This window comes from Exiguobacterium sp. s57, assembly GCF_018617685.1.
In the GTDB taxonomy this organism is placed as follows: Bacteria; Bacillota; Bacilli; order Exiguobacteriales; family Exiguobacteriaceae; genus Exiguobacterium; species Exiguobacterium marinum.
On the sequence record NZ_JACSKR010000006.1, the window covers coordinates 22177 to 47979 of the forward strand.

A 25803-nucleotide genomic window follows, 5' to 3' on the forward strand; every position below is an offset into this window, starting at 1 on the left:
AAAGTAATATAATGTATTTTGATAATCCATTTTAATTAGGGAGGGATTGATTTTGCAGGAAGCGATATATGAGGGAAAGAACGTAACTTTATCAGTTTTATTAGATGAAAAGCGAGAAATTCGTGAATTGAAAAAAAGTTCGGCTAAAGGAGCATTTAGCTGCCCATATTGTAATGAAACACTTATCATAAGGGCCGGGAGTGATCGGGTACATCACTTCTCTCACAAACAATCAAAATCATGTGAACTTTCTATTGTCGCTACTGAAAGTGACAAATATCAGGAGCAAATTAAACGAGAGTCGAAACAGCATTCGGTTATAAAAAACTTTATCCATGATGAACTGAAAGCTCAACAAAAACTAAATAAAGAACTTGAAATTGAATACGGTTTTGTAGCTAAGGCGACTGAAAAGTGGCGTTACTATCCTGATATTATCGTAAAAAATGTGGATAAAGAAATTGCGATTACGGTGCTTACCAATGTGACACAAAATCGAGATGAAAAATTGGCTAATCAAATTATTAAACGAAATACATACTTTAAAGAAAAGGGACTTATACCCATTTGGTTCATTGAAAATACAGAACAGTCGATTGATTTAGGTCGTCATGTGATCCACCTTTGGGAAGCTGAGTTAAATCTAGCGATGAAAACTCCTGAAGATTTAATGTGGGAAACATTATTGAATGAAACAGCGCGTGATCAATCCCTATTTGAACTATTTGATTACCATCATCAACATACTCCAGATTTTTATAAAATTCGAAGCCTTTACTACATCCAATCTAAAGAAGATAGTATCCAATTCTCTGTTCGACGCTTTATTGAAGATGAGCAAAAAAATCCATTCCGAGCATTTGCCTTAAATGGAGGATATGAAATCAGCCTATCCACTGCCCTGTTGACTACTCAAACATTACAACTAAGCGATCCGAAAATCGAAATGCAACTAAGGAATTCCTTTTTACAAGAATTGCAGCAGAAGAAAAATGAATACATGGAGAAACAAAAAGAAATCGCAGACGCAAATAGAACTGAATTACTAAACAAGCGTTACGATTCATCAAAACGTCAAGTAAGCTCGAAGAATTTGCTATCAAAAATCCATTTTCGAATGGCAATTTTAGAATATTTCAAAACGTGTAGAACAAGATTGATAAATGCTGACGATGTAGCGGAGTATCTAGTGCTCAACGGTGCTTCAAATGAGTCTTACAATACAGGACGCTACAAAATTTACTCAGATGTCTGTTCTTGTCTCGATCAATTAGCCGAAGAAAATATAATTGAACTTTCGTCAACGGGTGGGCAGCGAGATCGAACGTATGTTGTAAAAAAATAAAACCATAATAATACCTAGAAACAGCAAAGTATCGAGTAGAATTCTGAATGGCAATTTTGATAACAGATTGTATGTGTTTGAAGGTATTAAATGGAAATTCAAGTCACCTATACATCTCCATATTGAAATATATAGGTGACGTATTGATTAAAACATTATTGGGCTTGTCTTCCTTCGAAAAGTCTTTGTAGAAAAAAGTTATCCTTCTCTGAGCGAAGACCTTGAAGATACTCCAAATAGTCAATTTTTTGAATCGAACCGACGGAACGCTTTTTTGTTCCTGGCATTTCAGTAATGACTTCCATCACGTCGACGGTAGTTGAACCGCGGGGCATTACTAGATATCTTGCTACACTAATTTCTTTTCCTTTACCTACATGTCCATAGCGCACAACTGCTTTCCAATAAGACCACTCTGTAATCGCCTCATTAGTATTCATAACATCTCATCTCATCCCTTCTTCTAATGTTCATTGAATTCAAAGCAAATATTCAACTACGTTATTAAGTTGATTTTAGAAAACGAACGAGAATAAGGTATGTAATAAAATTGACTAAGGTTAATATTTTATGAGGTGTAGTCAAAAGCGCAACAGACAAAAGTGAAAAGACGAAAAATAAAGCAGTGGCCTCGTGTAGTATAAAGTTACGACGAAACTATATTAATACATGATTTAATTTCTAACAGATAAGGAGAGTTTGAAATGGCCACACCGATTACAATTTTTAAAAATAATCAGAGACTAAGGGAAGAGTCGAATATTCAATTAGCAGCAACATTCTTCTCAGACCTTTTAAATTTAAATAAGTCGAAATGCTTTAACGCAATTGAAAGAGGCTATACATATAACATTCCATTTTTTGACCAAGAGGATGAGTATCGATTTGTTGCTCCAAAGGATATTGCATTGAAGAGAAGGATTGAATTAGAAGAGAAGGATTGAATTAGAAGAGAGAGACCATCATAATGCCCGTCGGATTTGGATTATCCCAGCAAATCCGAATGAATATGACTTAGAGAGTGCTTTCGGTCGATATGATTTTTTACATTGGAGACGGTCTTTCAACTACGAAAATGGCGACATCTTATTTATCTATCTGTCTGGCCATATTCAGAAAGTACGTTATAAAGTTGAAGTAATTGAAGGGGTTGTGCGCTCTTCAGATGTAAGTTACGATCGTACATTTCGGAAAGATGAAGTTCAGTTTGAGGATTCTAAAGAATTGGACTGGTCTCGCATTCGTTTGTTAGACGAAGTAGACACTGACCTATTGTCTTTAGAATATTTGCGAGAATATGGGTTGAAAGGAAATATTCAAGGATCGATGAAGTTGACGGGAGAATTGAAAGACTACATCACTTCGTTTTTCGACAAAGATTTAACCGCTGAGTATTATGCAGACGAAGTACCAGAGTCATTAGAAGAAGGAAAACGAAAAGTTGTTACAGTTAATACGTATGAACGTAATCCGCTCGCACGTAAAAGATGCATGGAGTACTATGGGGTGAGCTGTCAAGTTTGCCAAATCGATTTTGAACAAATATATGGTGAAGTCGGTAGAGATTTTATTCATGTGCATCATATTAAACCACTTCATGACATAGGACAGAATTATGTGGTAGATCCAATAACTGACTTAAGACCGGTTTGTCCAAATTGCCATGCGATGCTACATCGAAAAGAAGGTGGCGAGTACTTAACGATTGAACAGCTGAAAAATAGAATAAAATCTAACCTTGGGGGAAATCATGATCATTTATAACGAACCGAAGTACATGTTTGTAGAGCACATCTTAGAAAAAGAAATTAGTTATATCCTTAGTAAAAACATCGAAGAAAAAATGAATCGACGCGTTAGTGCTTCCGAGATGACTTCATGGGAAAACTCACTTTCAGAAATGATGCGAGTCATTCGAGGAGAATCGATACCTGATGACGTAAATATTCTTCTTGAGTTTAATTTACCATCAACTCAAAAACGAATTGATTTCATTATTGCAGGGAAAGATAAGGATGGTCAAAAGAATGCAATTATTATCGAACTAAAGCAATGGACGAAGGCTGATCTCGCTGACGGAGATGGTATCGTCCAAACCGCATTTCACGGTAGAACCCAATCGACCGTCCACCCTTCTTATCAAGCTTTATCGTATCGCCGGTACTTAGAAAATTATCTCGAATCGGTAGATCCGATCGAGTCTGATATAACACTCGATTCATGCGCTTATTTACATAATTATATTCGTTCAAGGAAACATGAAAATGAACCTTTATTGAATGATAGATACAGCCATTATTACAAGGAAGCACCGATTTATTTCAAAATGGATGACCTTCGCTTAGCTGATTACGTCACAAAGCGAGTAGGTGCCGGTCAAGGGTCAGAAATCGCGTCAGAAATTGAGACAGGAAAACTGAGACCTTCCAAAAGATTAGTAGAAACATTAAATCTAATGTTTGAGGGGAACGAAGAGTTCATTTTGTTAGATGAACAGAAAGTGGCCTATGAACAGATCTTAACGATTTATACGGAGCATGTGTTACACACGGACGAGAAGCACGTAGTATTAATTAAGGGAGGACCGGGAACTGGTAAATCTGTAATCGGTTTAAATGCTCTAAAGGCACTCATGAATGAACAGGCGTTAGTCGAGTACATTACGCCGAATGCAGCTTTTCGAGAAGTTTTACGGAAAAAATTAGTAAGACAAAAAAGCATGATTGAAATTCGAGATATGTTCAAAGGTTCTGGTTCTTATGTAGATACTCAAATGAATAAAATTGACGTATTAGTTTGTGATGAGGCGCACCGTTTAAAGAACCATGGACATATGCAACGAAAAATTGAAGGAGAGAATCAAGCAACTCAAATTATTCGGAGTGCGAAAATGAGTGTTTTCTTCATTGATGATGAGCAAATGATTTCGAAGAAAGATATTGGGTCCTATTCGTTGATTAAAGAGGAAGCCAAGAAACAAAATGCAATTATTCACGAATTAACATTGGATTCTCAATTCCGATGTGGTGGATCAGGTAACTATATTGAATGGGTGAATGGACTCTTTAATAATGAAGAGACAATAGAATTAGACGGATCATATGATATTCAAATACTAGACTCACCAAAGGAACTAATTGACGAAGTCGTGTCAAAACGTGACGGTCGAGTGACCGCAGGATATGCTTGGAGTTGGACAAAAGAACGAATAGATGGACAACTTGTTCCTGATGTTCAAATTCCTGAACATGATTTTGCAATGCCTTGGAATGATTCGAAACGTTTAGACTGGGCAATCCATCCAGATGGAAGAGAACAGATTGGATGTATTCATACAGTACAGGGCTTAGAAATGACATATGCAGGTGTAATCATAGGTCCTGATTTAGGTTATGATCCACAATCAAGACAATTGATTGTACGGCGGGAAGAATTCAAAGATAGTGGCGCTAGACCGGCAAAACCGAAAAAGAATGAAATGGACGCTCTTAATCGGCTCGTGAAAAATACGTATCGCACATTAATGACTCGTGGGATGAAGGGGTGTTACGTGTATTGTTGTGATCCTGAATTACAAAAATATATGAAGCAGCGTATATCTTTATAGTCCTTAAGAATAGCAAGTTGACTGGAAGTATGTTTACTTGGTTGTCATTTCTTTTAGATACGTTGTTCTGTACAGGATAGATAAGAAAGAGAAATTACAAAATCATCGTATGTAGAATTAGATAATGTGAAACTTCCCTCCCTTTTGTTCGTAATGAGTAAGAAAGGGGGGTACTTCGATGGCGCCACGTTGTACGAATTGTCGGTATAGATGGAAAGCGAGAGAGGTATGGTCACTCGGGTTTTCAAAAGACGGAAAGGCGTGTTCGAACTGTGGACACACACAATATATTTCTGGTGAAACGCAGCGTCTGTTTACATTAGGCTATTTGAGTCTTCTGTTTGTTCCATTTCTTCTAGTTCGAATCCGACTAAGCGATGAGAATAATCCTTTTCCATAAATCGTTTGAATATGAGACCTGCGTCACGACATCGATCGTGACGCGTTTTTTGTGTCTTCTTGAAATCAAATGCACCCAAATTTGCACAAATGTTCGTTTAAGTGTACATTTGTGCAAAGGGGTGTGACTGAATGTCAGAAGAACTGAAGAGGCTTTACGAAGTAGCGCACTTGTATTACGAACAGAATCAAACACAATACCAGATTGCGGAGACGCTCGATGTCAATCGGGCAACCATCAGCCGCATGTTAAAACGCATTCGGGATTTAGGGATTGTGAAATTTCAAATCGATTATGATCGCTATCAATCAATTGACGTGGCAGTTCAACTAAAAGAGCAGTTCGGTCTAAAGCATGTCATCTTAGTGCCCGAAAAATCAGGACAACGTGAAGAAACGTTACAGCGTATGGGGGAAGCGTGCGCAACATATGTCGAGTCGGTGGTGACCGACAACGATGTGATTGGCTTTTCTTGGGGGACAGCACTCGCTTCCGTCGTGGAAGCACTCACACCGAAAGAGGCGTATTCAACTATCCAATGTGTGCCACTCATCGGTGGGCCAGACGGAAAACTCGAAAGTCGTTTCCATGCGAACACGTTAGCGTATGACGCCTCACGAAAATGGCGTGGACGTTCTAAACTAATCGATGTTCCTGCTATTTTACCGGATGCCGCCATCAAACAAGCATTGACGCAGTCAACACATGCTCAGGAAGTCGTGGAGCTATGGGAGCGGATGAACATCGCCCTCTTTGGAATCGGTTCGGCCCAACTGAACCAGGAATCCAACTGGTTGGCTTTCTATGGCCAAACGTTTACCAAAGAAATAAACGAACTCCAAATCATCGGAGATCTTTGCTCGCACTTTTATAATCAAAATGGAGAGACCGTGACCACTTCGTTATCGGATCGAACAGTCCATATTGAGCATCGACAACTCGCAAAGGTGCCACTTAAAATCGGGGTTGCCTATGGAAGTGAGAAAGTAGAGGCGATTCGAGTCGCCGCCGAGCATCAGCTAATTGATGTCATCGTGACAACTGATCGTACGGCCCAACAACTGTTACAGGGGGAATGAACAGATGGATGTAAAAGAGAAGTGTGCTGAAGCCGCGCTCCCTTGGATTGAGTCAGGGATGACAATCGGTCTTGGGGGTGGCAGTACGATTCAACACCTAATCAATAGGATTCATGCGAATGAACTGGACGTGACAATCGTGACACCTTCATTTGTGACACGACGCGCTTGTTTGGAAAAAGGGCTTCGGGTTGTCGAGACGGGGGATATCTCGCTGATCGACCTTGCCTTTGACGGGTGTGACCAAGTCGATACACGACACCACGCCTTGAAGAGTGGGGGCGGGATTCATACGGAAGAAAAACTCATTGCGACAATGGCGACGCGATATGTATTACTAGTGGATGACTCTAAATTTGTGGAGTGTTTGACGTTCGATCATCCAATTGTCTTAGAAGTTCTTCCACAGGCATTCACCTATGTGAGCGAGAAAGTCCGAGAACTCCTATGGGTAACATCTCTACAAGTTCGTCAAAGTTTGAACAGTGATGGAGCACTAGTGACCGTGAACGGAAACCGATTACTCGACGTGGTCGTCCGCCCGTCTGAAGATCCGATTGAGGTGCACCACCAGTTATCTCAAGTACGTGGCGTGGTTGATACGTCCTTGTTCACAGATGTCGTCACGCACGTCATCGTTGCATCGCATCACGATACGGTCGTCTATTCAACAGAAACGGGGGAAGAGAAATGAAGCAATGGGGAATCATTGGACCAGGTACGATTGCGACAGAATTCGCTCAAGCACTCGCGCAATCAGATGGTATTGCCTACGGAGTGTGGGGACGAGATGTAGAAAAAGCCGAACAATTTGCGCAAAAATATAGTGTAAAAAAGGTCTATCAAACGTTAGATGAGATGTTATCTTCACCTGACATCGACATCGTCTATGTGGCGACGCCTCATCATCTTCACTATTCGATGATGGAACAAGCCATCGCACATGGAAAGCATGTCCTTTGCGAAAAAGCCATCACACTAAACAGTGAAGAGCTCGAGAACATTCAACGTCTGGCTGATGATCAAGGGGTAGTTGTGCTCGAAGCGATGACGATTTATCATATGCCGCTCTTTGAAGAGTTGAGACGTCGTGTTCAGGCAGGTGCAATCGGACGAGTCAATATGATTCATGTGACGTTTGGCAGTTATAAAGAAGATGATCCGTCCAACCGTTTCTTCAATCCGGAATTGGCTGGGGGTGCGATGCTCGATATCGGGACGTACGCCTTATCGTTCGCTCGAAATTTCTTGGACGAAGAAGTGGTGGAAGTGTTGACGACGATGAAACCATACAAGACCGGGGTCGATGAACAATCGAGTATGATCCTTCGTACGGGTTCTGATCAAATGGTGAACATTACCCTTGCGATGCGGACAAAGTTACCGAAGCAAGGAGTAGTTGCCGGAGAAGACGGGTACATTACCGTCAATTCGTTTCCTCGTGCAACGGAGGCGACCATCACGTACACGAAAGATGGCTCGGTTGAGACCGTTCAGCTCGGGGAGACGGAGCAGGCATTACGCTATGAAATCGACGCGATGCATCGTGTCATTTCTGGTGAAGCTGACGAGACGCGACTTTATTCACGGGATGTCATGACGTGGATGGATCGGATCCGTCAACAATGGAAGGGGACTCATCATGAACAGAGGAATTGATCACATTGGAATGACGGTGCCTTCTATTGAGAAGGCGACTACTTTTTTGAAAGATGCGTTCGACGCTGAGATTTGCTATGACGTGCAACGTCCAGAAGACGAACCGATGGAAGGGGAAGAGGCGGAGCAACAACTGGACTTACCAGACGGACAACAAATCATCCATATGCGACTGCTTCAAATCAAATCAGGACCGTCTATCGAATTGTTTCAAGTCGAGCGAGTAAATGAAACCGAACCGACAGGAATCTCATCGTACGGTTTACATCATTTCGCGATTTATGTGGATGATATGCAAGAGGCGGCTCAGCGCTTTGAACGTGCGGGTGGACAGTTGTTATCGAAACCACATCCGTTAGCCGGAGTCGAAGACAATGGAGATAACCGAGGTGTATACGGGAAGGCACCGTGGGGATTGCTCATCGAGCTGATTGCCTATCCGGACGGAATTGATTATCCTGCGTCGAGTGAACAGGAGCGTTGGACACCGGCGGAACATAAATGAGTGTAGATGAAAAGAATCGCCCTTTTCGCGGGCGATTCTTTTTTAGTCCGTCTGTTTCCGATTATACATCACAACGCTACCGACGAATGCGGCAAGCGCCCACGCAGTTAGCAACCCAAGCTCTAGCCCGACTGCACCGAATTTCGCACCGTCTTCCACTTGGTGGGCCACATCAATCAAGAGCACGTTCGGTAAATACTCGAGCACTCCGATGATGGCGAAACGGTCTTGTAGTGGCAACAACATCGGTGAGAACGAGAAGAAAAAGAACGGCAACATGACAATCAGTGAAGCTTCCATGACCGTCTTCGTCATCAAGCCGAACATCGTTCCGATTCCGATATAAAAGAATGTCGAGACGATGAGCGCGAGGGCGATCACAGCCAGATTTTGCGGGGCATAATCCATCAAAAACGACGAAGCTACGATGAGGATCATCGTCGTCACGAATGTGAGAGCGCTCTTTCCGAGCAAGATGTCGAGCGTGCTCGCCGGGGACAACATGAGCCCGCGAAGCGTGTTTTTCTCCTTTTCTTCGGCGATCAATGCACACTGCACAAAGATGGCGACGAGGCTGAACGTGATGTTGATGACGAAGTACGTGACATCGACGCCACCGTCACCGATTCGCGAATAGAAGACAGCGAAGAAGAGCGGCATAATCAAGGTCGACGAGACGAACAAGTTTCGAGACAAATCTTTATAGTCTTTTTGGAAAATGGCGAGTGCGCGTTTCATTGAAAAAGTCATGATAATTTCCTCCCTGTCACTTCGATAAAGATGTCGCCGAGTGTCGGCTCATTGGAGTGGATCGATGCGATATTTTTAGCACGCATCTGTTTATGGAGCCAGTCCGCGCCTTCGTCGGTTTGCGTCACTTCATGCGTCTGACCGTTGTTCAATTCGACAAGCATCGATCCCGTCGCATATTTCCTGCGCAATATGTTCGGGGCATCGAGCAGTTGAATCGACCCTTGATGTAAGAAAGCGACACGATCACATAGCTCTTCGGCTTCTTGCATGTCGTGTGTCGTTAAAAAGATGGTCGTCCCATTAGCCTTCAACCGTTCAATCCCTTTATAGATATGTCGAGAGTTGACCGGATCGAGAGCAGATGTCGGTTCATCTAGAAACAGGAGCTCTGGCTCATGAAGAAGGGCGCGTGCGAGCGTCACCCGTTGCAACATCCCTCTAGAGAGTTTGTCGATGCGCTTTTTCCGTTCCCCGCTAAGATTGACCATGTTCAATACCTCATCGATTCGAGTCTTCGGTTCATCATAGAGGTCACAATATAAACTCAGGTTCTCTTCTATAGAAAGTCGTGTATACAGACCGCTATTGTCCGTCAACACGCCGATGCGTTTACGGTACTGTTCTTGTTTCAAGTCAGCGACCGGCACACCGAAGACGGTAGCATCTCCAGATGTCTGTGCGAGTTGTGACGTCAAAATTTTAATCGTCGTCGTCTTTCCTGAACCACTCGGTCCTAAGAAGCCGAACACTTCCCCTTTTCCTACCGTGAACGTCACATCATGTAACGCTTCCTCGTTCCCAAACAATTTCTTCAACCCGTTCACTTGAATGATTGGTTCCATTCCTGTTCCTCCTTGTCGATGTCATCTTGCTTGCTTCTATCGTATAAGGAATAAAGGGGGACCGCATTCAAATGGCGACAAACGGCGCTTATCATGACGTGAACGAAGCGAATAGAACTGTGAATGGAGACTATTTGAGCCCCATCATCGTCTTCAATTCTGCCATTTTTGTCTTAGATAACGGAATCGTTGTCTTCTCTGAATCATCCAAGACGAGACTGAAGCTATTTTTCGTATAGGTGATGACCTCACGGACACGTTGTAAGTTCACGAGATAGGACCGATGGCAGCGGAAGAAACCGTACGGAGTCAAACGCGTCTCGAGCTCGTTCATTGTGAAGACGCTCGGGAACTGATCCGATTGACTATGTAAAATCGACTGTCCGTCCTGACTTTCGATGAAGTCGATTTCAGGAGGATCGAGTAAGATGATTTTTTCGTTCACTTTCGTTGGGATTTTCTCGAAACGGACGTGGATGACCTCAGATGAGATGTCTGTCTCATCCTCTTCTTCCGGTTCCACGTCTAACAGGCGCAAGTGACGATGGTCAATCCGATAAACGGTCGATGTCATGAAGAGCGCACTCTCTATGTTGCTCGTCAACACGAGGACGGCTTTTTGTCTCGACGTCAATGTCTGTAACGTATCGCGTAAAAGGTGTCGTGTTTCTTGGTCCACGTCTTGATCCGGTTCTTCAAACACATACAGGTCACGGTCCTGGAGAAGCAGCGCGGCGTACTGCGTGCGTCTGACAAGGGAGCGATTGAGACGATGGAGGCGGTGCTTGCGGTAAGTCGTGAGTTGAAGCTGTTGCATCACCGATTCGACTGATTCGGATGAATCATAAAGACGCTTGGTGAAGCGTAAACACTCCTCGATGGTGAGTCGGTCGTATAAACCGTCCCGGATGGAGAAGAGAGACAGCGTTGAAGCGTGGTTGATGTTCCCGGTAAATGTCATGATTTCCTGACTGATGAGACCGAAGATGATTTCTCGGGAAATGACGCCACAGTGGACAGCCGCTAACTCACCTGGTTGGATCGTAAATGAAATGTTTTCGAGAATGAGTGTGTCTTGTTGGCGAACCGAGACGTTTTGAAAAGTAAGCACCGAATCCCTCCCTTTTTAGTTGGAGTATAACATTTTACAGAGAAGGGCTTAAGAGGAAGATGATTACACATGAAAGTTACATCTTTTGGTAAAATAGGATGCGTAACGAATTAGTGAAGGGAAGTGACTCTAATCAATGGATAAGCAATTCGAAGAGATGCAAACACGCATGTTCGAGTTAGAATCTCAAGTTGAAATGCTTCAATCCCTTCTATTTCGAGTGATTGAGCAAGATTCAATACTACATAATCAGGTGAAAACTGAATTAGAGTACGTCTTATTAAAACATGACCTACCAGTCGGAAAGAGACATGATGTTTCATTTTTTCTGATTCGTCTCGAGAAGGCGTATAAGTTTGAAAACAAAATACCGACGTTCGCTTCATTTCATGAAGAATTGAAACTAGTGCTTGAATTAGAGGAGTTATCAGAAGAGGTTTCCGTTCGATTGATTCAAGAGTATGTAAGACGTGGAGTTTTTACTGTGGGTAACATGATTAAATATAAATAGTGAGGACGTGCATGTATGAATGAAGTACAACGATTAATGGATGAGGTCATTAGATTCAGAAATGAGCGTGATTGGGCGTTTCATCATAACCCGAAGGACTTGGCACTTTCCCTGTCCCTCGAGGCGAGTGAGTTACTTGAAGTATTCCAGTGGATCTCGAGTGAAGAAGCGCTTGAGACGAAAAAGACGGAGATGGAAGAGGAGTTGGCAGACGTGTTGATCTATGCGCTGACGTTCGCACATGCTGCTGGCATCGATGTCTCGAAAGCAATTGAAGACAAGCTCGTGAAAAACGCAGTGAAGTATCCGAGTCCTCAGTCGAACGCATAGAGTAAAGAAGTACAATCCATCAGGACTGTACTTCTTTTTGTAACACATCTTTCATGACCTCATTTGTCGTTTGAATCGATGCAAATTCTTCATTCAAACTAGCGAGCGACACATCATGGATGACCGCTGCGGGGATCCATGTCCCGCTGATCGATTGACGGTCGAATGTTGCCGTCGCATCGGAGACGACGATTGGATTGAATCCTAAGTTTCCCGCCATCCGTGCGGTCGTCTCGACACAATGGTTCGTGATCAATCCGGTGATGACCATCTGTGTCGCACCAAGTGCTTCAAGTCGTTCCTGTAAGTCCGTTCCGATGAAGGCGCTATTCACCTGTTTCGTCAGGATGACATCTTGTTCACGAGGTTGGATGAAGTCTTGGAACAAATGACCGTCTTTTTTGAAATAGAAGAGTGAGGTTGGAACGTTCGTGACATGTTGGACGTAGATGATTGGTTGATTTTGAGCTTCCCATGCTTCAATCAACCGCGCGATATTCTCTTCACATTGTGGATTATTGCGGTTTCCCCAGCTTGGATCATGAAAGGCTTTTTGGACATCGATGATGAGTAATGGAACGACTGTTGTTTGCATGTTGATTCCCCCTTGAATTGGTTACTTCAAGTGTATGCAACGGAGGAATACAGATACATAGAGGTTTGACGGAAGTTTCAGCGAATGACTTAAGAAAGAACGGATAATGTACCGTTTCACTTTATTTTTGAAAGGTGAATGCCAAATGGATGAAATAGACCGCCATATTCTTGAATTGATGCAACAACAAGCCCGGATTTCGATGACCGAATTAGGACGACAGATTGGATTATCTACGCCCGCTACGACCGAACGGGTAAAGCGACTTGAAGACCGTAAAGTCATTACAGGATACCGGGCCATCGTAAATCCCGAAAAGATGGACAAGCATATGACTGCCTTTATTCTTTATGACACACATCGGTGTGAGGCGTTCCGTGAATTTTGTCGTCAACAGCCGTCCGTGATTGAATGTCATCGTTTAGCCGGGCAGTATAGTTACCTCGTCAAAGTGGTAACGGAAAACGTGCGCACGTTGGAGACGTTCATCGACGAATCGATGGAGTATGGTCGTCCCTCGTCCCTGATTAATCTATCTTCACCTGTCTCATTTAGACCCATCATATAATATGACCGGGTTATTTTTTTATCGTAGTTCTTTTGCTGAAATCTTTTAAACTAGCCGAAGAGGAACGATGAAAGGATTGAAAGGCATTGGGATTTTATTATACATACCAGCATGAAGCTGCGTGGCATCAGGCTTTAAAGAAGGGATATCTTGAAGCAAGCGGGGAACACGCATTGTTTATGGATCCTGATTATGATGATTTTAAAATATATTATGATTGGATGGTCGAGCAATACGAGAAGCGTACCGATATTTCGATGAATGGGAACTATCCCATCTGGTGTTGGGACGAGTTTCCCGATTTAGGCAGGGATGGACATATTGATCAAGGTGCGAAAGGAATTGTCTTAACGGTTGAGATTCCAGATGAAGCAGTATTGGCATCAGAGTTTCAATACTGGCATATCGTCTTGAATAATGGATATGTTTTCGAAAGTTATGATGAGGAGAACGCTGATTATGACGATTCTCACTTTTCAAAAGAAGAGATCCGAAAATCATGGGAGCGCATTTTTGATCGTGCATGGTGTGAGTCGACCGTAGCGAATCAACCTTCAGTCGGTTTGACATATCAGTATGTCACTCATCGTGTCGATCTCACACAAGTTCGAGCCGTTATGCCTTTTGTCGGTCGAGGCGATAGTTTATTAGACCGAGTGAGAGGGATGGGATGGCGAATCGGGCATAAGCTCGGACTCATTCGATCTAAACCGTTTGAATGGAAAGTGTGATAAGACGAAACGCAGCTAACCTGAGTCAGCTGCGTTTTGCGTTCGAATCTAATTGTTGTTCGATGTGGTCGAGACGTTCGATCAATACTTTTATCTGCTTCGAGCGTTCACGTTCCATAAAGAGTTGCTCGTCAGCCCGTTTCTCAAAACGCACGACGACATTACGAATCCACAACATACCGATGATTAGTACGGCGATTGGCAAAATCGTGAAGATGAGTCCGAATAATGAAACCATGATGACGTTCATATAGACATGCCTCCCTTTCTACGCCTTCATTATACTTCCAAATCCATCCAAAGCGAAAGAGTGGCACTGGCATTGTACCCTTTATTCTCGGTACACTGAATAGAGAGAGTTGAAAGGAGTCGATGGAATGGAAATCTATTATACATATCAGCACGCAGATGCATGGGAAGCCGCTAAGCGAAATGGCTTTTTATTTGGCAACCCGAACTACGGCATGCTTAAAGATCAGGATGATGCCAATCATCGACCTGCCTATGACTGGCTGGCTGACCAATATGAGCAGCGCATGAAACGATTACTGAATGGGAATGATCTTGTTTGGCTTAGTGATACCCCACCCAACGTCGCGCGTGGTGGTTTTCTAAAGGTTGGGGAACCGGGTGTCGTCTTGACCGTCGAGCTACCCGATGAGGCCGTGTTAGAACTGGAAGCAGGATATTGGGTATTCTCCTTAAATCGATGGTTCCTTTCTTTTGAAGACCGTGAGGCAGAGAGCGAAGAAGAACTGCGTACATCGTGGGAGAAGATGTTCGACCGTGAATGGTGCGAAGCAATCGTTGAGGAATATCCCGAAACGAATACGAAATATTACTATATTGTCGACCAGATTCATCTTCACCAGGTGCTCGGTGTCCAATCGTTCATCGAACAAGGTGTATCATGAACAAGCCCACCCGACTTGGAACGGACGATGCTGGTTACGTCATCAACCAAACGTCCATCCGTCATATACAGCCTGAGTTTGAAACCGTCCTCTATAAAGCAATCGAACTGGTGAAAGAAGCATTCGGTGAACAGCTACATAGCATATACCTTTACGGAAGTATCGGGCGCGGGACGGCCGTTGCTGGGCAATCGGATCTCGATTTGACGGTGCTCGTGCATGAGGACATCGATGCCACAGAATTGGTGGAGCAGACGGAGCAATTACTAAAGGAACATCCGGAAGTCATTAAAATCGACTACGATATCGGTCGTCTGGATGTGGCCCTGGATTCAGCGAACCGTTTTGAATGGGGCTTTTGGCTAAGACATCTCTGTACGTGTGTTTACGGGGAAGATGTCTCGACTCAATTCCCGCGCATGAAGCCGGATGCTCGTGTGAGTGAGGCGTTGAACCAGGACTTGGTTTCCTCGATTGAAGCAGCCAAGTTGAAATTGCTTCGTGGACAGATGTCTCATCTGGAGAAACGCTCCATTGTGAAGCGCGTCATCCGAGGGTGGTATTTAACAATCAACGTAAAGGATGAGAGTTTTGCGACCACTGTAGAAGCGTGCTTGGCGATTCTAAAACTCTATTTCCCGGAAGATCAGCGAGTAGAGGAAGGGGAAACACTGTTGAGACAAGATGACATCACGAATCAACAGCTTCTAGATTATCTGAATGAAATAGATTGGACTTAACGATGCCGTTCTGCAATTGGGATGTACCCGTTCGGTCGTCTTCGCTTCACATCTGTGTCAAAGAAAAAATGAGGGACATATAGAGCGCTTGATACGTACATAATGATGACAAATTCGACTGCGGTCGGCCATTGAATGAGGTCGAATAAAAATAGAGACCATACGGGATATGAAACGAGACACATCGCCACAGTCATCCGACCCTTAGTTTGAATAAAACGGTACAAAATGCGCATCAATACGATATAAGGGAAGAATAGATAATAGAACATATTTTTCAATTGATGTCGTCCTTTCTTGCATATGTAAAGCCATCTAACTCAGTATAATCGAGGAGAGACGTACGACAAAGGAGAAGTTACAATGAAATCAATCGCCATCATCGGAGCTGGTGTCAGTGGGCTTTATGCCGCGAGCCAGCTTCATCAAAACGGATATGACGTCACAATCTTTGAGGCACGTGACCGAGTTGGTGGACGTATCTTCACGAAGGACGGCTACGACCTCGGTCCGACGTGGTATTGGCCGGATACGGAGAAGACGATCTCTGAACTCGTGGATACACTCGGACTCAAGTCATTCGTTCAACACACGACAGGACAAATGGTACTCGAACGTCAAACGACGACCGCACCGGAACGACATGTGTTACCGGAAGAAAGCATCGTCTTATCCAAGCGTTTAGTCGGTGGGATGACGAGTCTGGTGGAAGCTCTGCATGCGAAGTTGCCCGATGACATCGTTCGACTTGGACACCGCCTGACCTCGATCGAGCGACAGTCAGACCGAGTCCAACTGACGTTTCAAAATGGTTCGGTGCACCACACGGATAACGTGATCCTTGCGATTCCACCACGTCTCGTTGCGGATGTAGCGATTGCACCTACGCTATCCGCTTCAACACGCAATGCGCTCAAGACGACACCTACGTGGATGGCGTCCCAGGCAAAGGCGCTCATTGTATATGAGACACCGTTTTGGCGAGACGAAGGTCTGTCTGGATTTGGGATGAGTTGGGTCGGTCCACTCCAAGAGATTCATGACGCCTCGCCAATGGACGGACAAGGCGCGCTGTTCGGATTCTTCCGTCTGTCACCGGATGAACGGACAGCGTTAGGGGAAGGACAAGTGAAGACGCGTGTCATCGAACAGCTAGAGAAGTTATACGGTCCGAAAGCGAATGAATTCGTGCGGTTTCATTACATGGATTGGTCGACAGAATCAGAGACAGCGACATCTGATGACCTCATGCCGCTCACGGCATTCCCGGCTTACCGTCCAATCGAGCTCGGGGACCGTCTCCATTTGATCGGTTCGGAGACGGATGCGCAGTTTGGGGGACATATTGAAGGGGCGTTACGGTCAGCGGAGCGGGTTGTAAAGCAATTCAACATAGAAGATTAATCGAGCCTGTCACCCTGTGTGACGGGTTTGTTTCGTATAAGGAAAGATCATGATGAATACAACACAACTTCAAGCACAAGAGGAACAATTAGCACTTTTGACGCTCGGTCACGAAGAGGCACTTCAACTCGGTCAAACGATCATCGACTTGGAGAAAGAGGACGGGGTGAACGTCGCTGTTCATATCGAAAAGAACCTTATCCCGGTCTTCACGTATTTGATGGAAGGAACGCCAGAAGAGAATTACATGTGGTTGTTTCGGAAGAAACGGGTGACGGACCACTATCAACTTAGCTCGCACTTCATCGCAAAGCGTTTTGAAGAGTCGGGTCTCTCACACGATACAGATTCACTGTTACCAGCGAGGAACGCTTCCGATCCGCGTGAACGGTGTCGGGATGATTGGTACGGTGTCAGTCGCAGGCTTAGCATTGGAGATTGATCATAAGTATGCGGTTAGAGGCATGGAACGTTATCGACAGTGTCAAAATTAAATGAAGAAAAAACGACTTAAAATCAAGAACAATTTGATTTTAAGTCGTTTTTTCTTATTGGATGGAAAATATAAGTACATTTTTATAGAAACGTTTCGATAAACCATTGCATCTCTTTTTGTAAGCGCTTATAATTTTGGTATACACAGGTGAAACGTTTCGATTAACAAATAAAAGTTAAAGGCGGGATAGAATGAGAGCGACACAATTAGTGCAGGAGATGACAGTAGCTGAAAAGGTGGGACAGCTTGTTCAGACACTGCCATCCATTTTTTCGGATGATGAGCAAGATGTGATCACCGGACCGATTGCGGAGTTGTTGAAAGAAGACGGCATCACCGACGAGAATAGGTGGAACATCGGATCGGTCATCGGGATCAGCAACGCTAAACAAGCGCAAAAGTTGCAGGAAAGTTACTTGCGACATAATCGACTCGGCATCCCGCTCTTGTTCATGGCGGACATCATTCACGGACACCGGACGATTTTCCCGGTCCCGCTCGCGATGGCCTGTTCGTGGGATCTCAACGAAATTGAACAAATGGCACGCACTTCTTCCGTTGAAGCGACCGTTTCCGGTCTACACGTCACGTTCTCTCCTATGGCTGACTTGTCACGCGACCCACGATGGGGGCGTGTCATGGAATCGAGCGGAGAAGACGTGTGGTTGAACGGTGAGATGGCGGCGGCATTCGTCCGTGGTTATCAGTCGGACGATTTGACGAGAGACGATACGCTGGCTGCCTGCGTCAAGCACTTCGCGGCGTATGGCGCGCCGGAAGGAGGACGCGACTACAATACGGTCGATGTATCTGACCGCGAGCTGCGTGAGTTCCATTTGCCGGCCTATAAACGAGCCCTTGAAGAGGGGGCGAAGATGGTAATGACGAGTTTCAATGTCGTCCATGGTGTTCCGGCCACGGCTAGTGAATATCTAATGCGGGATATCCTCCGCAGTGACTGGGGCTTTGAAGGTGTATTGATCTCGGACTGGACTGCAATCAAAGAACTCATCCATCATGGCGTCGCCGAGACGCTGAAGGATGCGGGTGAACTCGCACTCCGAGCTGGCGTTGATATTGATATGATGTCGGGCGCATACACGAATCATCTGGAAGCGGTGCTTGCAGATGGGGTCGATGAGGCTTTACTGGATGAGGCGGTCTTGCGGATCTTGAAGCTAAAAGAAGAATTAGGTTTATTCGACAACCCTTACCGAGGGATTGATCAAGCGAAAGAGACAACGCTCCACCTTTCAGATGTGCATCGAGACCAGGCGCGTCGTCTGGCAGAAAAGAGTGCGGTCCTTTTGAAAAATGATGGTGTCCTTCCGTTACAAAAGCAACGCATCGCGCTCATCGGACCGTTCGCCGACTCAAACGACGTGCTTGGTCCGTGGGACGGATATGGGAAAAGAGAAGAAGCCGTGACGTTGCGGCAGGCATTTGACCGGGCTGAAATTCCTTATGTGTTTGCGGAAGGATCGACCGTCGAAAAAGAAATTGATTGGACGGAGGCTTGCCGCATCGCAGAACAGTCGGATGTCGTCATCCTGGCGCTTGGCGAAGCCTCGTGGATGAGCGGTGAAGCCGGCAGCCGTACGGACATTCGTCTTCCGAAGACACAGCGCGAAGGGCTTAAGCGTCTAAAGTCACTCGGGAAACCAGTCGTGACGATTTTGTTCAATGGCCGTCCGCTCGATTTGCGCGACGTCGTTGAACATTCGGATGCGGTGCTTGAGGCCTGGTATCCGGGAACTGAAGCTGGTTCGGCGCTTGTGAACTTATTGTACGGGCAAGTCAGTCCGTCGGGGAAACTGACGATGTCGTTTCCTTATAACATCGGACAAGTACCGATCCGCTACGACGCGTTGCGGACAGGGCGTCCGTCAGACATCGAACACGCTGACCCACGCTACACGAGCAAATATCTCGACGCACCGAACGAGCCGCTTTTCCCTTTCGGATATGGTATGACATACACAACGTTTAGCTACAACGATTTCATCGTCAAAGACAAAACAGGCGGCATCGTCGAGGCGACTGTCGTCATTCGAAATGATGGGGCGACGACGGCAGAAGAAATTATCCAATGGTATATCCAAGACAACATAGCCAAAGTCTCACGGCCGGTCAAACAATTGAAAGGGTACGAGAAAGTGACCCTCAAAGCCGGCGAATCCGTGACGGTAACGTTCACCGTTGAAGGAGATATGCTCCGCTATCTTCAGCCGAACGGTTCGTTTGACGCTGATCAGGGAACGTTTACGCTTTTTGTGGGCCCGAACAGCCGTGACGTATTGGCAAAATCTTTTGAACTAAAAACAAAAACGAGGTGTACGACGTGAATGTATTAACCGAACAGACAACACTAACATGCGGAGACGTGAGCCTTTCGCTCACTCCGATGGGAGACATCCGCCAATTTAAAACCGGACCGATCATGGTCAATCAGTTAATCCATCATCCATTTGACGGCTCGATGGCAAACCTTTATGTCCGACATGAGGGCGGAGTTGCCCGACCGTTGCTGGGATTGCATTCACCTAGTGATTTTGCGGCCTCTGGTCAGGAAATCGTTTGGTCAGGACACTATCCGGAGTTCGCATATGAAGTACGAGGGACAATCAGTGACCACGGCGTTCGCTTTGACGCTACATTCGAAGGGACAGGTCAATTCGACGTCACGTACGTCCAAGATCTCGGGCTTGCTGATGAAGGTGGTGTTCGCACGAATGAGGCTTACATGGCCCAGTATATCGACTATATGAAGACGGATACGGCGCTGATGGCGCGCCAAAATCAAAAGCAGTCGACCGGGTTCCCGGCGATTCGAATGACGTCGTCCCGAACTATCGTAGAATATGCGACGGATGGTTTTGATGTATATGGTACATCGTATAAATTGACCGGGCGGGCCGCAGGACTAGACAATGCGTTGCCTTCCCGTGTCTATCAATATGAGTTCGCTTTGCCGACACTTCGTACAGAGACGTTAGACATGGGGACGGAACGAGAAATCACATTCGAATTATCATTCGTTCAAGATCATCCTGAAGAGCTGACAGAGAATTCAATCAAGCATTTCACAACAATCGAAGCGGGCACGCCTGTCGATCAAACAGTACGTCCGCGCCCGCGGCTTCACCAATCGTTCCAACCAATCAGCGGTGGCGGGCTCGCGATGAGCGAAATCGAGCGCCTCTACCCGGTGCGACGACTCGAAGAGATAGAGGGTGGACAGCTCATGTCCTTCTTCACCGAAGAGGGTTCGCACGTCGTCTTAGCGGCGAAAGAGCCTCTCGTTGAGCGAAGTCACGGGAACATCTTATTGAACGCTGGGAGTCTGATGCCGGACGAGTCGAAGCTCGCGACGACCGTATTCATGAACGGTGTCTTTAACTCGCATATCGTTTACGGCAACACAAACTTCAACAAATGGACGACCAACGTCCGTAATCCACTCAATGTCCCGAAAACGTCAGGGCAACGCATCTATGTCGAGATGAACGGGGCATACCGTTTGCTGACGATGCCGAGTCTGTTCGAGATGCGTCTGAACGAGGCCGTATGGCGCTACGAGTTAGACGGGGAGACGATTATCGTCCGTACAGTTATCGCCTCAGATGCTCCTGTTATCAAGACGACCGTCGAATCGTCGCAATCGCGACGGATCGTCATGAGCCACCAGGTCGCGATGAACACGCAAGAGTACGTCGTTCCGTTCCGTATGGAGCAGATGGACAACCGGCTCCTATTCAAAGCGGACAATACGGCAGACAGCGCCGGAACACGACCTAATTTGGCGTACGCGATCGAAAGCAATCAGCCGTTTGAGCTCCTCAAAACGTCAGATTGGTTCGACCGACTGTTTGAGGACGATCTCGTCTGGATGTCTTTTGAGCCGAGTGAGCGTGTGACGATGCACCTTGGACTGGCCACTCACGTCCCGTTCGGACTTGATGAAAATCAGGAGCGACACGCTTACCGGACGTGGATGGATAGCTATATGAACGGACTCACGCTTGAAGGTGAGACACCTGACATCGAAGCGTTGAATATTCAAGCGTTTTGGTACGTTCAAAACATGCGGGTACACTATCAATCACCGCACGGTCTAGAGCAGTATGGTGGAGCCGCTTGGGGGACGCGGGACGTTTCACAAGGACCGATGGAGTTCTTGCTTGCGACCGGTCATTTTGAAGAGGCGCGAAAACTCTTGCTCGTGATTTTCAGTCATCAATTTAAGGACGGAGATTGGCCACAATGGTTCATGTTCGACGAATATGAGGGTATCCAACAAGAGGATAGTCATGGCGATGTCATCGTTTGGCCGCTCAAGGCATTGTCGGATTACTTAGCCCGAACTGAGGACGTGACGTGTCTAGACGAAATAATTCCATTCCGCTATCGTGATGGAAAGACAGAAGCGGAAGCTTCACTGTATTCGCACGTGGAACGAGCACTTGGATTCATTGAAGATCACTTTGTCGAAGGTTCTGTCTTTTCGGCTTACGGTGGAGGAGACTGGGACGACACGCTCCAACCAGCCGATGAGGATTTGAAACGTCACCTCATCAGTTCATGGACGGTCACATTGACGTACCAAACGTTCCGTCAGTTGCACGAACAGTTGCCGGCGTCACATTTGGCAGATCGTTTAGGTGAGTTGAGCCAAGCAATTCGGAAGCAGTTCACAGACGAGATGATTCGAGACGGGGTTATCGCAGGATTCTTAAAAGAAGTTGATGGACGCTTCGAGGCGATGCTTCATCCGTCCGACGAAACGCTGCCAATGCGCTACCGCTTGTTGCCAATGACGCGCAGTGTCATCGCTGAACTTGTCGACCAAGACCAGATGACACGTAACTTTGATTTAATCGCCACGCATTTGACGTTCCCGGACGGAGTCCGTCTCATGAACCGACCTGCCGAGTACCAAGGCGGAGTCAGTCGTCACTTTATGCGGGCCGAACAGGCCGCGAACTTTGGTCGTGAGATTGGGCTGCAGTACGTTCATGCTCATATTCGCTACATCGAGGCGCTCGCGAAGGCGGGGCTTCGAGAGAAAATTCGCCCGGCCTTCAATATGATTAACCCGGTCCGGATGGATGAAGTGAAAAATGCCGCACCGAGACAACGAAATGCCTACTTCAGTAGTTCGGATGGAGATTTCGCTGACCGCTATACGGCGGAGGCACAGTTCAACCGTTTGAAAGATGGAGCGGTACCCGTGAAAGCAGGATGGCGCATTTATTCGAGTGGACCGGGAATCTGGTTCAACCAGCTCGTCTCGAATTACCTGGGGATTCGTCTCGGGACAAATCATGTCGAATTCGATCCGATTGTCGATGCGGACACATATGTGAAAATCCGCCTGTTCGGTGCGGAGACGATGGTCCAGTTCCGTACGGGTGAGCCGAGTATAACGCTGAATGGTCAGAAGTTGAACGGTCACACTCTAACGAACCCATACCGCGAAGCAGGACAGCGTGTCGAAAAAGATGAATTTTTGCGCTACGCCAAGGAAAAGAATGAGTTAGTGATTACGGTGAAGGGGTGACGAATTCGTCACCCTTTTCTTAATAGGAGGACCATATGAACGCAAAAAAAGTGAGCACAGTCTATCAAGTATATCCAAAGAGTTTTCAAGACAGCGACGGTGACGGGGTCGGTGATTTACAAGGAGTGATCAGTCGCCTCGACTATTTAAGCTGGCTCGGGGTAGAGATGATTTGGTTGAATCCGGTTTACGTCTCACCCGGTTACGATAACGGCTATGACGTCGCAGACTATACACGAATCGATTCTCTGTTCGGGTCGATGGATGATATGAACGAGTTGATTCGTGAAGCACGTGTCAGAGGAATCGGCATCATGATGGACATCGTCGCCAATCACACGTCGCATCAGCATGAGTGGTTCCTTCAATCCGAACGTGACCCGGAAGGAGAATTCAGTGATTTCTACATTTGGCGTGATACGCCGAATGAATGGAGATCGTTCTTCGGGGGTGGGACGTGGACGTACTCACCGGTTCGGGGTCAGTACTATTTCCACTCATTCGCTCCGGAACAACCAGATTTGAATTGGGAGAATGAGCAAGTACGCAAGGAAATGTCAGCAGTCTTAGCATTTTGGGTCGAGCGCGGGGTGACTGGTTTTCGGTTTGATGTCATTGATTTAATTGGTAAAGACGTCAATCGAAAGCAATGGCTTGTCTTTCCGTTGATGCGCCGTTACTTGAAAGATTTAGTCGCGCAAGTTGACACCTCTTCCTTGTTGCTTGTTGGGGAAGCGGGCGGGTTGACTCCGAACGAAATTCTAACTTTGCAACGGGACGGTTCGCTCGACGTCGTCTTCAATTTTGAAGTGTGTGCTCTCGATGAGCAGGCAGGGCAAGGCAAATGGGAGCTTGCTCCGTTCGAGCCGTCGAGACTGAAAACCACTCTCGATACGTGGCAACGAGCGTTTGCGGTGGAAGGACGCAATAGCCTGTTCTGGAACAATCATGATCAACCGCGTGTCATTTCACGGTGGTATGATGGTGACGAGCGGGCTGCGAAGATGCTCGCAGTCCTCCTGTACGGGTTGAAAGGAATCCCGTTTTTGTATCAAGGAGAAGAGATCGGGATGACGAACGGTACGATTGCGACAGAGGAGTACCAAGATATCGAGACGCTAAATTATTTGCGGACGGGTGGAACGCTTGATGCTGTTCGCATGAAAGGGCGTGACCATGCCCGAATTCCGATGGCATGGGACGAAGGAACGAACTCGTTCAGCACGGGAACACCGTGGCTTCGATCAGCTCACGACGAAGCAGGCAGGGACGTCGCGACGATGAGTTCAGATGAAACGAGTCTGCTTCATCTGTACCGAGAATTGATTGCGTTACGCCGGACAAATAGACTGCTTCGAGACGGAGCTTATGAACTCGTCCCGACGGAGGAGCGGCTATATGTGTATCGCCGCATAATCGATGGAGAGCCCCCACTCCTTGTCGTCGCAAATTTGTCTCAAGATACGCTACCGCTACCCAGTGGTTGCGGGGAACGTTTAGTTTCGACAGAGAAGGTTGAGGCGCCAATGCTACGGCCGTATGAAGCGTTCATATGTTATAATTTTTGACAGAAGGAAGTGAGGAAATGGCAGGAATTAAAGACATCGCAAAAGAGGCTGGCGTTTCGATATCGACCGTCTCATATGCGCTGAACGGCAGTCCGAAAGTGACAGAAAAGACGAGGCAACGCATCATTAAAATCGCTGAAGAGTTGAACTACGTGCCGAACGCTGCGGCGAGGACGCTAAAAACGAGAAAGACGCATATTATTGGAGCCTTTTTAGGCGATTATTCCGGATCGTTCTATGGAGAGTTATTAAAAGGCATCAACCAAGAGCTGTCTGATACTGGCTATGAGTTGATTGTTTGCAACGGTCCCGAATCACATCGTCTGATGACCGAACGCATGGTGGATGGGGCGCTCATCTTAGGGCATCGCTTCACCCAAGAACAGATTTTAGAGTTCGCAGACCGAGGCCACCCGCTGACGATGCTCGACCGTGAGATTGAGCATCCGAACATCAGTTGTGTGCTGCTCGATAATCAGATTGGGATGAATCAAGAGATGGACGCCATCTTAGAGACCAATCCTGGACAAATCCATCTTGTGAACGGACCGGTCGGCAATCATGACGCTGTCGAACGACGAAAAGTTGTCGTTGATCGCGCGAACGCGGCTAGGGTAACCGTCCGGGAATGGACCGGTGAATTCACGAAACGGTCAGGCATTCGTGCAGCGAGTGACTTACTTGAAGTTCTCGAAGAAGGGGATGCTATTATCTGTTTAAATGATGACATGGCGCTCGGGGTTTATGACGTCTTGCAAAACTCTTCTTTCAGAATCGGAGAAGACATTTCGCTCGTTGGCTTTGATAAACTCGAGATTACCAACTATACGCAGCCCCGAATCGCGAGCGTCAGTTATTCGAAGCCTGACTGGGGCAAAAAGGCGGCTCGCGCATTACTCCATCTGATTGAAGAAAAAGAAAATTCGAAAGAGACAATCCCTTCAAAGTTCATGAAAGACGCCTCGATTCGAAAAAAAAAATAATAAAAGATAAAATACGTATTGTAAGCGGATACATTGTGAACTATAATGTTTATAGAAACGTTTAACCTGTTGATTTGCAGTAAAACCTTTGTATAAACATTA

Annotated in this window: 27 protein-coding genes and 1 pseudogene; 21 read left to right on the top strand and 7 right to left on the bottom strand. The window is 46.1% G+C overall.

Features of this window, described 5'->3' with window-relative positions:
• The first annotated feature begins 52 nt into the window (after positions 1-52).
• The gene (locus KNO98_RS12955) at positions 53-1345 is read left to right on the top strand and encodes a competence protein CoiA family protein (protein ID WP_214701225.1); all 1293 of its coding nucleotides are present in this window, start codon (positions 53-55) and stop codon (positions 1343-1345) included.
• Positions 1346-1500: 155 nt separating this feature from the next.
• Here the strand turns inward: KNO98_RS12955 and KNO98_RS12960 are convergent, their stop codons facing one another.
• Positions 1501-1785, bottom strand: a complete 285-nt coding sequence (locus tag KNO98_RS12960) for a hypothetical protein (RefSeq protein WP_214701226.1) — start codon at positions 1783-1785, stop codon at positions 1501-1503.
• Positions 1786-2049: 264 nt separating this feature from the next.
• Between KNO98_RS12960 and KNO98_RS14720 the strand changes: the two genes are divergently transcribed.
• The 7 genes from KNO98_RS14720 (at position 2050) to KNO98_RS12990 (ending at position 8595) form a co-directional block, all read left to right on the top strand.
• Complete coding sequence (locus KNO98_RS14720; RefSeq protein ID WP_251129567.1) at positions 2050-2289, top strand: hypothetical protein; 240 nt, start codon at positions 2050-2052, stop codon at positions 2287-2289.
• Between the two features lie 208 nt (positions 2290-2497).
• Complete coding sequence (locus KNO98_RS14840) at positions 2498-3109, top strand: HNH endonuclease (RefSeq protein WP_353047767.1); 612 nt, start codon at positions 2498-2500, stop codon at positions 3107-3109.
• Entirely contained in the window at positions 3096-4952 is a 1857-nt protein-coding gene (locus KNO98_RS12970; RefSeq protein WP_214701227.1) for a DUF2075 domain-containing protein, read from the top strand. The genes KNO98_RS14840 and KNO98_RS12970 overlap by 14 nt, the downstream gene beginning before the upstream one ends.
• Positions 4953-5483: 531 nt before the next feature.
• Positions 5484-6431, top strand: a complete 948-nt coding sequence (locus tag KNO98_RS12975; RefSeq protein WP_214701228.1) for a sugar-binding transcriptional regulator — start codon at positions 5484-5486, stop codon at positions 6429-6431.
• Between the two features lie 4 nt (positions 6432-6435).
• A complete protein-coding gene (gene rpiA / locus KNO98_RS12980) occupies positions 6436-7125 on the top strand; it encodes a ribose 5-phosphate isomerase A (protein WP_214701229.1) in 690 nt (229 codons plus the stop codon).
• Positions 7122-8090, top strand: a complete 969-nt coding sequence (locus tag KNO98_RS12985) for a Gfo/Idh/MocA family protein (RefSeq protein ID WP_214701230.1) — start codon at positions 7122-7124, stop codon at positions 8088-8090. Before rpiA ends, KNO98_RS12985 begins: the two co-directional genes overlap by 4 nt.
• Positions 8074-8595 (top strand): VOC family protein, encoded by a 522-nt coding sequence (locus tag KNO98_RS12990; protein WP_214701232.1) that lies wholly within the window; start codon positions 8074-8076, stop codon positions 8593-8595. The genes KNO98_RS12985 and KNO98_RS12990 overlap by 17 nt, the downstream gene beginning before the upstream one ends.
• A gap of 42 nt (positions 8596-8637) precedes the next feature.
• Here the strand turns inward: KNO98_RS12990 and KNO98_RS12995 are convergent, their stop codons facing one another.
• The 3 genes from KNO98_RS12995 to KNO98_RS14845 all read right to left on the bottom strand — a co-directional run bounded on the left by KNO98_RS12995 (position 8638) and on the right by KNO98_RS14845 (position 11301).
• Positions 8638-9345 (bottom strand): ABC transporter permease, encoded by a 708-nt coding sequence (locus tag KNO98_RS12995; RefSeq protein ID WP_214701235.1) that lies wholly within the window; start codon positions 9343-9345, stop codon positions 8638-8640.
• The gene (locus tag KNO98_RS13000) at positions 9342-10190 is read right to left on the bottom strand and encodes an ABC transporter ATP-binding protein (protein ID WP_214701236.1); all 849 of its coding nucleotides are present in this window, start codon (positions 10188-10190) and stop codon (positions 9342-9344) included. Before KNO98_RS13000 ends, KNO98_RS12995 begins: the two co-directional genes overlap by 4 nt.
• A gap of 130 nt (positions 10191-10320) precedes the next feature.
• On the bottom strand, positions 10321-11301 hold the full coding sequence (locus tag KNO98_RS14845; protein ID WP_214701238.1) for a LytTR family transcriptional regulator DNA-binding domain-containing protein: 981 nt from the start codon (positions 11299-11301) through the stop codon (positions 10321-10323).
• Positions 11302-11437: 136 nt separating this feature from the next.
• Here KNO98_RS14845 and KNO98_RS13010 point away from each other — a divergent pair, with 136 nt between their 5' ends.
• Positions 11438-11812 (top strand): hypothetical protein, encoded by a 375-nt coding sequence (locus KNO98_RS13010; RefSeq protein ID WP_214701240.1) that lies wholly within the window; start codon positions 11438-11440, stop codon positions 11810-11812.
• 15 nt (positions 11813-11827) lie between these two features.
• Complete coding sequence (locus KNO98_RS13015; protein WP_214701241.1) at positions 11828-12142, top strand: nucleotide pyrophosphohydrolase; 315 nt, start codon at positions 11828-11830, stop codon at positions 12140-12142.
• A 19-nt stretch (positions 12143-12161) separates the two neighbouring features.
• Here the strand turns inward: KNO98_RS13015 and KNO98_RS13020 are convergent, their stop codons facing one another.
• The gene (locus tag KNO98_RS13020; RefSeq protein ID WP_214701243.1) at positions 12162-12737 is read right to left on the bottom strand and encodes a cysteine hydrolase family protein; all 576 of its coding nucleotides are present in this window, start codon (positions 12735-12737) and stop codon (positions 12162-12164) included.
• A gap of 145 nt (positions 12738-12882) precedes the next feature.
• Between KNO98_RS13020 and KNO98_RS13025 the strand changes: the two genes are divergently transcribed.
• Together KNO98_RS13025 and KNO98_RS13030 are read left to right on the top strand one after the other, a co-directional pair.
• Complete coding sequence (locus tag KNO98_RS13025) at positions 12883-13305, top strand: Lrp/AsnC family transcriptional regulator (RefSeq protein ID WP_214701244.1); 423 nt, start codon at positions 12883-12885, stop codon at positions 13303-13305.
• A gap of 86 nt (positions 13306-13391) precedes the next feature.
• A complete protein-coding gene (locus KNO98_RS13030) occupies positions 13392-14036 on the top strand; it encodes a DUF3841 domain-containing protein (RefSeq protein WP_214701246.1) in 645 nt (214 codons plus the stop codon).
• 25 nt (positions 14037-14061) lie between these two features.
• Here the strand turns inward: KNO98_RS13030 and KNO98_RS13035 are convergent, their stop codons facing one another.
• Positions 14062-14286, bottom strand: coding sequence for a hypothetical protein (locus KNO98_RS13035; protein ID WP_214701248.1), 225 nt, complete (start codon positions 14284-14286; stop codon positions 14062-14064).
• A gap of 127 nt (positions 14287-14413) precedes the next feature.
• On the opposite strand from KNO98_RS13035, the gene KNO98_RS13040 reads away from it, so the two are divergent.
• Positions 14414-14950 (top strand): DUF3841 domain-containing protein, encoded by a 537-nt coding sequence (locus tag KNO98_RS13040; RefSeq protein WP_214701249.1) that lies wholly within the window; start codon positions 14414-14416, stop codon positions 14948-14950.
• Entirely contained in the window at positions 14947-15690 is a 744-nt protein-coding gene (locus KNO98_RS13045) for a nucleotidyltransferase domain-containing protein (RefSeq protein WP_214701250.1), read from the top strand. The genes KNO98_RS13040 and KNO98_RS13045 overlap by 4 nt, the downstream gene beginning before the upstream one ends.
• Here KNO98_RS13045 and KNO98_RS13050 read toward each other — a convergent pair.
• A complete protein-coding gene (locus tag KNO98_RS13050; RefSeq protein ID WP_026824420.1) occupies positions 15687-15971 on the bottom strand; it encodes a hypothetical protein in 285 nt (94 codons plus the stop codon). The genes KNO98_RS13045 and KNO98_RS13050 overlap by 4 nt on opposite strands.
• 82 nt (positions 15972-16053) lie before the next feature.
• On the opposite strand from KNO98_RS13050, the gene KNO98_RS13055 reads away from it, so the two are divergent.
• The 7 genes and pseudogenes from KNO98_RS13055 (at position 16054) to KNO98_RS13080 (ending at position 25701) form a co-directional block, all read left to right on the top strand.
• Positions 16054-17094, top strand: a complete 1041-nt coding sequence (locus KNO98_RS13055; RefSeq protein ID WP_214701251.1) for a flavin monoamine oxidase family protein — start codon at positions 16054-16056, stop codon at positions 17092-17094.
• Between the two features lie 52 nt (positions 17095-17146).
• Positions 17147-17410, top strand: a pseudogene (locus KNO98_RS13060) (heme-binding protein); the annotation flags it as partial.
• A gap of 67 nt (positions 17411-17477) precedes the next feature.
• Positions 17478-17588: a heme-degrading domain-containing protein gene (locus KNO98_RS14850; RefSeq protein WP_161634142.1), complete on the top strand. Its 111-nt coding sequence runs from the start codon at positions 17478-17480 to the stop codon at positions 17586-17588.
• Between the two features lie 193 nt (positions 17589-17781).
• Positions 17782-19935, top strand: a complete 2154-nt coding sequence (locus tag KNO98_RS13065) for a glycoside hydrolase family 3 N-terminal domain-containing protein (RefSeq protein WP_251130028.1) — start codon at positions 17782-17784, stop codon at positions 19933-19935.
• Positions 19932-23150 (top strand): GH36-type glycosyl hydrolase domain-containing protein, encoded by a 3219-nt coding sequence (locus KNO98_RS14855; protein WP_214701253.1) that lies wholly within the window; start codon positions 19932-19934, stop codon positions 23148-23150. The genes KNO98_RS13065 and KNO98_RS14855 overlap by 4 nt, the downstream gene beginning before the upstream one ends.
• 35 nt (positions 23151-23185) lie before the next feature.
• Positions 23186-24718 carry an alpha-glucosidase gene (locus KNO98_RS13075; protein WP_214701255.1) on the top strand — a complete coding sequence of 511 codons (1533 nt, stop codon included), beginning with the start codon at positions 23186-23188 and terminating at the stop codon, positions 24716-24718.
• A gap of 17 nt (positions 24719-24735) precedes the next feature.
• Positions 24736-25701 (top strand): LacI family DNA-binding transcriptional regulator, encoded by a 966-nt coding sequence (locus KNO98_RS13080; protein ID WP_214701257.1) that lies wholly within the window; start codon positions 24736-24738, stop codon positions 25699-25701.
• The last annotated feature ends 102 nt before the right edge of the window (positions 25702-25803 follow it).

Bases quoted from the DNA above. Each gene is read 5' to 3' on its own strand.
- KNO98_RS12960 (WP_214701226.1), bottom strand. From the start codon at position 1,785: ATGAATACTAATGAGGCGATTACAGAGTGGTCTTATTGGAAAGCAGTT.
- KNO98_RS14720 (WP_251129567.1), top strand. From the start codon at position 2,050: ATGGCCACACCGATTACAATTTTTAAAAATAATCAGAGACTAAGGGAA.
- KNO98_RS12970 (WP_214701227.1), top strand. From the start codon at position 3,096: ATGATCATTTATAACGAACCGAAGTACATGTTTGTAGAGCACATCTTA.
- KNO98_RS12975 (WP_214701228.1), top strand. From the start codon at position 5,484: ATGTCAGAAGAACTGAAGAGGCTTTACGAAGTAGCGCACTTGTATTAC.
- rpiA (WP_214701229.1), top strand. From the start codon at position 6,436: ATGGATGTAAAAGAGAAGTGTGCTGAAGCCGCGCTCCCTTGGATTGAG.
- KNO98_RS12985 (WP_214701230.1), top strand. From the start codon at position 7,122: ATGAAGCAATGGGGAATCATTGGACCAGGTACGATTGCGACAGAATTC.
- KNO98_RS12990 (WP_214701232.1), top strand. From the start codon at position 8,074: ATGAACAGAGGAATTGATCACATTGGAATGACGGTGCCTTCTATTGAG.
- KNO98_RS12995 (WP_214701235.1), bottom strand. From the start codon at position 9,345: ATGACTTTTTCAATGAAACGCGCACTCGCCATTTTCCAAAAAGACTAT.
- KNO98_RS13000 (WP_214701236.1), bottom strand. From the start codon at position 10,190: ATGGAACCAATCATTCAAGTGAACGGGTTGAAGAAATTGTTTGGGAAC.
- KNO98_RS13010 (WP_214701240.1), top strand. From the start codon at position 11,438: ATGGATAAGCAATTCGAAGAGATGCAAACACGCATGTTCGAGTTAGAA.
- KNO98_RS13015 (WP_214701241.1), top strand. From the start codon at position 11,828: ATGAATGAAGTACAACGATTAATGGATGAGGTCATTAGATTCAGAAAT.
- KNO98_RS13020 (WP_214701243.1), bottom strand. From the start codon at position 12,737: ATGCAAACAACAGTCGTTCCATTACTCATCATCGATGTCCAAAAAGCC.
- KNO98_RS13025 (WP_214701244.1), top strand. From the start codon at position 12,883: ATGGATGAAATAGACCGCCATATTCTTGAATTGATGCAACAACAAGCC.
- KNO98_RS13035 (WP_214701248.1), bottom strand. From the start codon at position 14,286: ATGAACGTCATCATGGTTTCATTATTCGGACTCATCTTCACGATTTTG.
- KNO98_RS13040 (WP_214701249.1), top strand. From the start codon at position 14,414: ATGGAAATCTATTATACATATCAGCACGCAGATGCATGGGAAGCCGCT.
- KNO98_RS13045 (WP_214701250.1), top strand. From the start codon at position 14,947: ATGAACAAGCCCACCCGACTTGGAACGGACGATGCTGGTTACGTCATC.
- KNO98_RS13055 (WP_214701251.1), top strand. From the start codon at position 16,054: ATGAAATCAATCGCCATCATCGGAGCTGGTGTCAGTGGGCTTTATGCC.
- KNO98_RS13065 (WP_251130028.1), top strand. From the start codon at position 17,782: ATGAGAGCGACACAATTAGTGCAGGAGATGACAGTAGCTGAAAAGGTG.
- KNO98_RS13075 (WP_214701255.1), top strand. From the start codon at position 23,186: ATGAACGCAAAAAAAGTGAGCACAGTCTATCAAGTATATCCAAAGAGT.
- KNO98_RS13080 (WP_214701257.1), top strand. From the start codon at position 24,736: ATGGCAGGAATTAAAGACATCGCAAAAGAGGCTGGCGTTTCGATATCG.